Here is a 6592-nt window from a genome sequence, read left to right on the forward strand (position 1 = left end):
AGATCCGATGTGCCTGCTTTGCGACGATGAGAAGGCCTATCAGGCCTACATGAACTATCTCGACAAGATGGAGCGGCAGGGCAAGGCTGCCGATCCCAACGTCGCCGTCAATGCCGTGCTCGACGAGATCGAGGCCGCTGCGAATGCGGCCGCCAAAAAAGACGACCCGGCCAACGACAAGACCCTGTCTCCGTTCTTCTGCAGCCCGATCAATAAATGACCGATTTGACATCGCTGACGCTCGCCGAGGCCCGCAAGGGTCTCGCCGACAAGACTTTCACGTCTCTCGAGCTGACCGACGCGCATCTGAGCGCGATCGAAGCCGCGCGCGTGCTCAACGCCTTCGTGATGGAGACGCCGGAGCAGGCCCGCGACATGGCCAAGGCCGTGGACGAGAAGATCGCCAAGGGCGATGCCGGCCCGCTCGCCGGCATTCCGCTCGGCATCAAGGATCTGTTCGCGACCAAGGGCGTGCGCACCACGGCATGCTCGAAGATCCTCGGCAATTTCGTGCCGACCTACGAGTCCACCATCACCTCGCAGCTGTGGCGCGACGGTGCGGTGATGCTCGGCAAGCTCAACAATGATGAGTTCGCGATGGGCTCGGCGAACGAGACCTCGTGCTTCGGTCCCGTGGGCAATCCCTGGCGGCGCGAGGGCAGCAACACCACGCTGGTGCCGGGCGGCTCGTCCGGCGGCTCGGCCTCGGCCGTGGCGGCACTGCTGTGCATGGGCGCCACCGCGACCGACACCGGCGGCTCGATCCGCCAGCCGGCGGCGTTCACGGCCACCGTCGGCATCAAGCCGACCTATGGCCGCTGCTCGCGCTGGGGCATTGTCGCCTTCGCCTCTTCGCTCGACCAGGCAGGCCCGATCGCGCGCAGCGTGCGCGATGCTGCGATGCTGCTGCGCTCGATGGCCGGCCATGACCCCAAGGACACGACCTCGGTCGACATCGCCGTGCCGGATTACGAGGCCGCGATCGGCAAGTCCGTGAAGGGCATGAAGATCGGCATCCCCAAGGAGTATCGTCTCGACGGCATGCCGGCCGAGATCGAGAAACTCTGGAGCGAAGGCGCGGCCTGGCTGAAGGCGGCCGGCGCCGAGCTGGTCGAGGTGTCGCTGCCGCACACCAAATACGCGCTGCCGGCCTATTACATCGTGGCGCCGGCGGAGGCGTCCTCCAACCTCGCACGCTATGACGGTGTCCGCTACGGCCTGCGCGAGCAGGCCAAGAACATTGTCGAGCTCTACGAGAACACCCGCGCCGAAGGTTTCGGCGCAGAGGTTCGCCGCCGCGTCATGATCGGCACCTATGTGCTCTCGGCCGGCTATTACGACGCGTATTATTTGCGCGCCCAGAAGGTTCGCACGCTGATCAAGAAGGATTTCGAGGATTGCTTCGCGCGGGGCGTCGACGCGATCCTGACGCCGGCGACGCCGTCGGCGGCCTTCGGCATCGGCGAGAAGGGCGGCGCGGATCCGGTCGAGATGTATCTCAACGACATCTTCACGGTGACCGTGAACATGGCGGGCCTGCCCGGCATCGCGGTGCCCGCCGGCAAGGACGCGCAAGGCCTGCCGCTCGGCCTGCAGCTGATCGGCCGTCCGTTCGAGGAGGAGACGCTGTTCTCGCTCGGCGAGGTGATCGAGCAGGCGGCCGGCCGCTTCACGCCCGCGAGGTGGTGGTGAATGTCGCCGCGTTCATCGCGAGCCTCGACGGCGCGGCGCCCGCGCGACACCTGAGCGCGCCGCTCGCCGGCCTGTGGTGGGCCGCGAAGGGCGATTGGGATCAGGCGCACAAGATCGTCCAGGACGACAACGGCCGTGACGCGGCCTGGGTGCACGCCTATCTGCACCGCGTCGAGGGCGATCTCGGCAATGCCGGCTACTGGTACCGCCAGGCCGGCCAGCCCGCGGCAAAGGATTCATTGGAAGCGGAGTGGGAGCGGATCGCTGTCACGCTGCTCGGGAGCACGACATGAGCACGGCCACGCACAAGCTTCTCAAGGGCGCCACCGGTGATTGGGAGGTGGTCATCGGCATGGAGATTCACGCCCAGGTGACGTCGAACTCAAAGCTGTTCTCGGGCGCCTCGACCGCGTTCGGCGGCGAGCCGAACACGCAGGTGTCGCTGGTCGATGCCGCGATGCCGGGCATGCTGCCCGTCATCAACGAGGAATGCGTCAGGCAGGCTGTCCGGACCGGGCTCGGTCTCAACGCGCAGATCAATCTGCGTTCGGTGTTCGACCGGAAGAACTACTTCTATCCCGACCTGCCGCAGGGCTACCAGATCAGCCAGTACAAGTCGCCTGTCGTGGGCGAGGGCGAGGTGATTGTCGATCTCGACGGCGGCCGCAGTGTCTCCATCGGCATCGAGCGGCTGCATCTGGAGCAGGATCCCGGCAAAATGCTGCACGACCGGTCTCCGTCGCTGTCCTACATCGATTTCAACCGCTGTGGCGTGGCGCTGATGGAGATTGTCTCGAAACCGGACATCCGCGACGCCGAGCAGGCCAGGGCCTATGTGACCAAGCTACGCTCGATCATGCGCTACCTCGGCACCTGTGACGGTGACATGGAGAAGGGAAGCCTGCGCGCCGACGTCAACGTCTCCGTGCGCAAGCCCGGTGGGCCGCTCGGCACCCGCTGCGAAATCAAGAACATGAACTCGATCACCTTCATCGGCCAGGCGATCGAGTATGAAGCGCGGCGCCAGATCGAGATCCTGGAGGACGGCGGTCAGATCGAGCAGGAGACGCGTCGGTTCGATCCCAACAAGGGCGAGACCCGCTCGATGCGGTCCAAGGAAGAGGCGCACGACTATCGCTACTTCCCCGATCCCGACCTGCTGCCGCTGGAGTTCAGCCAGGAATTCGTCGACGAGCTGAAGGCGAAGCTTCCGGAGCTGCCGGACCAGAAGAAGACGCGCTTCGTCGCCGATCTCGGCCTGTCGGCTTACGACGCGAGCGTGCTGGTCGCCGAGCGCGAGAGCGCGGTGTTCTACGAGACCGTGCTCGACAAGCTCGGCAACCGCGCGCGCGATGGCAAGATGGCGGCGAACTGGGTGATCAACGAGCTGTTCGGCCGTCTCAACAAGGAAGGCCGGGATATTACGGGCTCTCCGGTCAGCGCCGAGCAGCTCTCGGGCATCATCGACCTGATTGGAGAGGGCACGATCTCGGGCAAGATCGCCAAGGATCTGTTCGAGATCGTCTGGCAGGAGGGCGGCGATCCCCGCGCGCTGGTGGAAAGCCGCGGCATGAAGCAGGTCACGGATCTTTCGGCGATCGAAAAGGTTGTCGACGACATCATCGCGGCCAATCCCGACAAGGCCGCGCAGGTCAAGGACAAGCCGCAGTCGCTCGGCTGGTTCGTCGGTCAGGTGATGAAGGCGTCCGGCGGCAAGGCCAACCCGCAGAGCGTCAACGACGTGCTCAAGTCGAAGCTCGGCCTCTAACCTCGCGCGTTCGAACGAGGTGACGGACACGCTCCGTCACCTCGCTGTCGGTTCTCGATGCGACGCTCGCGCGCACCCTCGGCGGTAAACTTCATCCCGACCAGACGCGATGCAACGGCCGAATCGCCGTCACGCGATTCGCGCAAAACGGCGGCTCGCACACGCTCCGGCGAGCGTTCGCGCCGTTAAGCATGAAAATATTTTCGTTGCCAAAAATCGCGACTCAGAGTCCGCGAAGCGCCCTTGCGAGGTGATCGCGGGATCGGCGATGCGCATCATCGCGATGATCGCGCGCGATGCGCACGCAAAGAAAAATACTTGCTGCATAGTGTTTTTCTGCAATCGCATCTGCCGCGAACGTCGATGCTGCGCGTACGCTCTGCGGTCGCTCGCACCCGTCGTTCGGTGCGCTTGCATCGCGTTCGCCAAGCGCACGCGCGTTGCGTCGTCAACACTTCTTTAAGCGAGACGCTGTTTTTTTCGTTGTGTTGGTGTATTCGGGATGAGTGTGCATTCGATCCCCGACTGCACGCAGCGATTAAAGCCATCTCACACATCGGAGGGCAACATGGCCAAGAAAGCGAAGAAGGCGAAGAAGGCGAAGAGCGCAGTGAAGAAGACTGCGAAGAAGACCCGCAAGGTCGCGAAGAAGAAGAAGTAACTTCGCTTCTGAAGTTGCCGGCTCCAGCAGCCGGCACGTCATCAGCGCCTCCTAGAGGTTCTGGTCGGCGATAGAGGGTGTCGGCGAGACATCAGGTCAACGGTCGGACCGTTCTCTTTGCGGTCCGGCAGAAGAAACTAGTTTTCTTCGTTCGGTGCGGGGCCGGTTCTCCGGTTCTGCAATTTCACGAGTGGCCTCGCGGTCAAAGTGGAATCTGGTCCTGACGTGTTCGCCGACGCCCTCGTTCTCCTGAGGCCGGGGTATTGCCGGCATTTCCTTTTCTCCACATTGCTGATCTGACCACGGCGTCATCGTTGCGCTGGCCGCTCCACCTTGGGCAGGCGAAGGCTGGGGCCTGATTGCGCGCTGCTCGCACGCCGCTTTCGCCATTCTTCGCGGTGTCATCGCCGCGCTCCGGCCGGGCGATCCAGTACGCCGGGCTGCTCGTGCGACATTGCCATCTCTGGAGTGCCGGTCACCCTTCTGCCGCCTTCGCCGAAGCTCGGCGCTCAAGGACGACGGGGCCAGGCGAAGCCTTGGCGATAGCCCGGGCGCGGGCGACGATAGCGAGTGGGGACGCCGCAGGATGCGTCCACCGCGCGCGATGGTTATCGATGTCCCAAAATCCCAAGGTAAACCAAATCTGACGAAACGCAGAAGTGCCTGCAAATCAGCGACTTCTTGAATTCTGCGCGCCGGCGCCGCGCGCTCGCGTTTACGTCTGCTTCATCGCGATACTTAAACTGCCATTCAAATTTGCCCGCCATCATCGCCTCCAACAAGCCGGCAAACGGCGTTGGGCAAGAAGCCCAAGGGATGAGTTGAACAGTGCGCGGTCCCAGCAAGGGTCATGCACATCAGAGTTGGACGGGAGCCGCGCTCGGGGGAGCAAGGCACAAGAAAAAAGGGGATGCGTTATGTTTCAGGGTACTTTCGATCTGGAGACGGCAACGCCGATCGACGCGACCGCGCTGTCGGACGTGCTGTTCGAGCGCGGGATCTATTGGGCGAGCGGCCGTTCCGGGCTCGTCGATCTCGTCGCCGCGCACAAATGGTTCAACCTCGCCGCCCTGAAGGGCCGCAAGGACGCCGTGACGCTGCGCCAGGAAGTCGCCGGGCAGATGTCGGATGCCGAGATCTCGGCCGCGCAGCGCGAGGCGAGGGCGTGGGTCTCCACGCACTGAACCGAGAATCGCATCCGCACCCGTGTTCGCACGGGTGGGCCTGGTTGCGCTGAATCAAGTTTCTTCGTCGTGCCGCCACATAGACCCGTGCGGCATGAGCGAGCCCGATACCAATGGACGATGGCTGCCGATTCAGATCGCTCCCGATGAGTGCGATCTGGAACTCGGACGTCCGCACAAGACGGGGATTCTGCCCTGGTCGTTTCCGTGCCGGCGCAGGTCCGGCGTCTGGTACAACGTCTGGGCCGGCGAGGCAGTGCTGATTTCGCCCTCGCATTGGCGGATCTGGCGGTTCCAGCGCTAGGCACGGACCACACACATAGCCACACATATAAGATGGTGCGAATCGAGCTGAACGGCCGCGCCGATCCTTGCGCCGGGCTTTCGCGCCGGTCACAGGAGCGCTTTCAGCTGAAAGAACGCTCAGACCTTGATTGATTCTGCTGCTGGGTGGCGGAGAGGGAGGGATTCGAACCCTCGATACAGCTTGAGACCGTATGACGCTTTAGCAAAGCGTTGCCTTCAGCCACTCGGCCACCTCTCCGGTGCGAGCCTTATGCATCTAATTACTTGGGCGGGTCAATTTGGAAGCGTGTGTTTTCGCTCGAATATTCCCAGCGATTTTCGCGACAAAGCACTTTGCTCCCGGGGCGTGACCATAACGTTGCGAGAATGAGGCACAGAGTTGGAGCGTCCGGCGCATCTCGAAGATGGTTTTTGCCTATGAGAACGTCTTTTCTCGCGTAAGAGACTGATTTTACTGGAAAAATCAATGCGGTGCGGGGAGCGGGCGGCTGAAGGTTCGATTCGTGTCATCCGCCAACCGGCCCAATAACGGTCGCTATCCACAAAGGGTGCTCGTCCACCCCTTTAAAGCCGTGCCTGCATCAGGTTGGGAGGTGCGGAGCAGGGCGATACGTTCTCCTTGAGTCTCCCTGCGATTCCACGATTCGAGTGCGTCAAAGCCCCTCCAGGCCGAGATCTCGCTTGCCGTGCCTTAAGTGGGGAACTTTGATGGCAGAAGGAACCTCTCTAAAACATCAATGAAAACAATTGGTTGCGAGGGCGCTTCGATCACATCTGCGTGTTATTTGTGCAACACCCGTCGGAAAACAAGCTTCATAGGCCCGTTTCCAAGCGTTCTCTTGTTGTGTGTGCAAGGACGTTCGGTAATTGTGACTGAGCGACGGAGGGGGGGCATCCCGAGGTCGTCCCGTTTAGGTCATTTCGCTTAAGTCCCTCGCGTTCATGCGGGTGTGTCCGAAGACGCGAAGGAGCCCGGAGCGG

General features: G+C 62.6%; 6 protein-coding genes and 1 tRNA gene. 6 read left to right on the forward strand and 1 reads right to left on the reverse strand.

All coding sequences use genetic code 11. The features are described 5' to 3' along the window. Positions 1-7 precede the first annotated feature (7 nt). From GGD61_RS36010 to GGD61_RS36040, 6 genes are all read left to right on the forward strand, one after another. A complete protein-coding gene (locus tag GGD61_RS36010) occupies positions 8-220 on the forward strand; it encodes a hypothetical protein (RefSeq protein ID WP_018321091.1) in 213 nt (70 codons plus the stop codon). After that, on the forward strand, positions 217-1692 hold the full coding sequence (gene gatA, locus GGD61_RS36015; RefSeq protein ID WP_018321090.1) for an Asp-tRNA(Asn)/Glu-tRNA(Gln) amidotransferase subunit GatA: 1476 nt from the start codon (positions 217-219) through the stop codon (positions 1690-1692). The genes GGD61_RS36010 and gatA overlap by 4 nt, the downstream gene beginning before the upstream one ends. Beyond that, positions 1683-1985: a hypothetical protein gene (locus tag GGD61_RS36020; protein ID WP_092257583.1), complete on the forward strand. Its 303-nt coding sequence runs from the start codon at positions 1683-1685 to the stop codon at positions 1983-1985. Before gatA ends, GGD61_RS36020 begins: the two co-directional genes overlap by 10 nt. Next, on the forward strand, positions 1982-3460 hold the full coding sequence (gatB, locus tag GGD61_RS36025; protein ID WP_092257580.1) for an Asp-tRNA(Asn)/Glu-tRNA(Gln) amidotransferase subunit GatB: 1479 nt from the start codon (positions 1982-1984) through the stop codon (positions 3458-3460). The genes GGD61_RS36020 and gatB overlap by 4 nt, the downstream gene beginning before the upstream one ends. A 1578-nt stretch (positions 3461-5038) precedes the next feature. Further along, positions 5039-5305, forward strand: coding sequence for a hypothetical protein (locus GGD61_RS36035; protein WP_018321086.1), 267 nt, complete (start codon positions 5039-5041; stop codon positions 5303-5305). Between the two features lie 94 nt (positions 5306-5399). Beyond that, on the forward strand, positions 5400-5609 hold the full coding sequence (locus GGD61_RS36040; protein WP_092257574.1) for a hypothetical protein: 210 nt from the start codon (positions 5400-5402) through the stop codon (positions 5607-5609). Between the two features lie 147 nt (positions 5610-5756). Here GGD61_RS36040 and GGD61_RS36045 read toward each other — a convergent pair. Then, positions 5757-5849 (reverse strand) — tRNA-Ser (locus GGD61_RS36045). Positions 5850-6592: the final 743 nt, after the last annotated feature.

The organism is Bradyrhizobium sp. SBR1B (genome assembly GCF_014198205.1).
Classification (GTDB): Bacteria; Pseudomonadota; Alphaproteobacteria; order Rhizobiales; family Xanthobacteraceae; genus Bradyrhizobium.

Coding starts and splice junctions, on each gene's coding strand:
- GGD61_RS36010 (WP_018321091.1), top strand. CDS start 8: ATGTGCCTGCTTTGCGACGATGAGAAGGCCTATCAGGCCTACATGAAC.
- gatA (WP_018321090.1), top strand. CDS start 217: ATGACCGATTTGACATCGCTGACGCTCGCCGAGGCCCGCAAGGGTCTC.
- gatB (WP_092257580.1), top strand. CDS start 1,982: ATGAGCACGGCCACGCACAAGCTTCTCAAGGGCGCCACCGGTGATTGG.
- GGD61_RS36035 (WP_018321086.1), top strand. CDS start 5,039: ATGTTTCAGGGTACTTTCGATCTGGAGACGGCAACGCCGATCGACGCG.
- GGD61_RS36040 (WP_092257574.1), top strand. CDS start 5,400: ATGAGCGAGCCCGATACCAATGGACGATGGCTGCCGATTCAGATCGCT.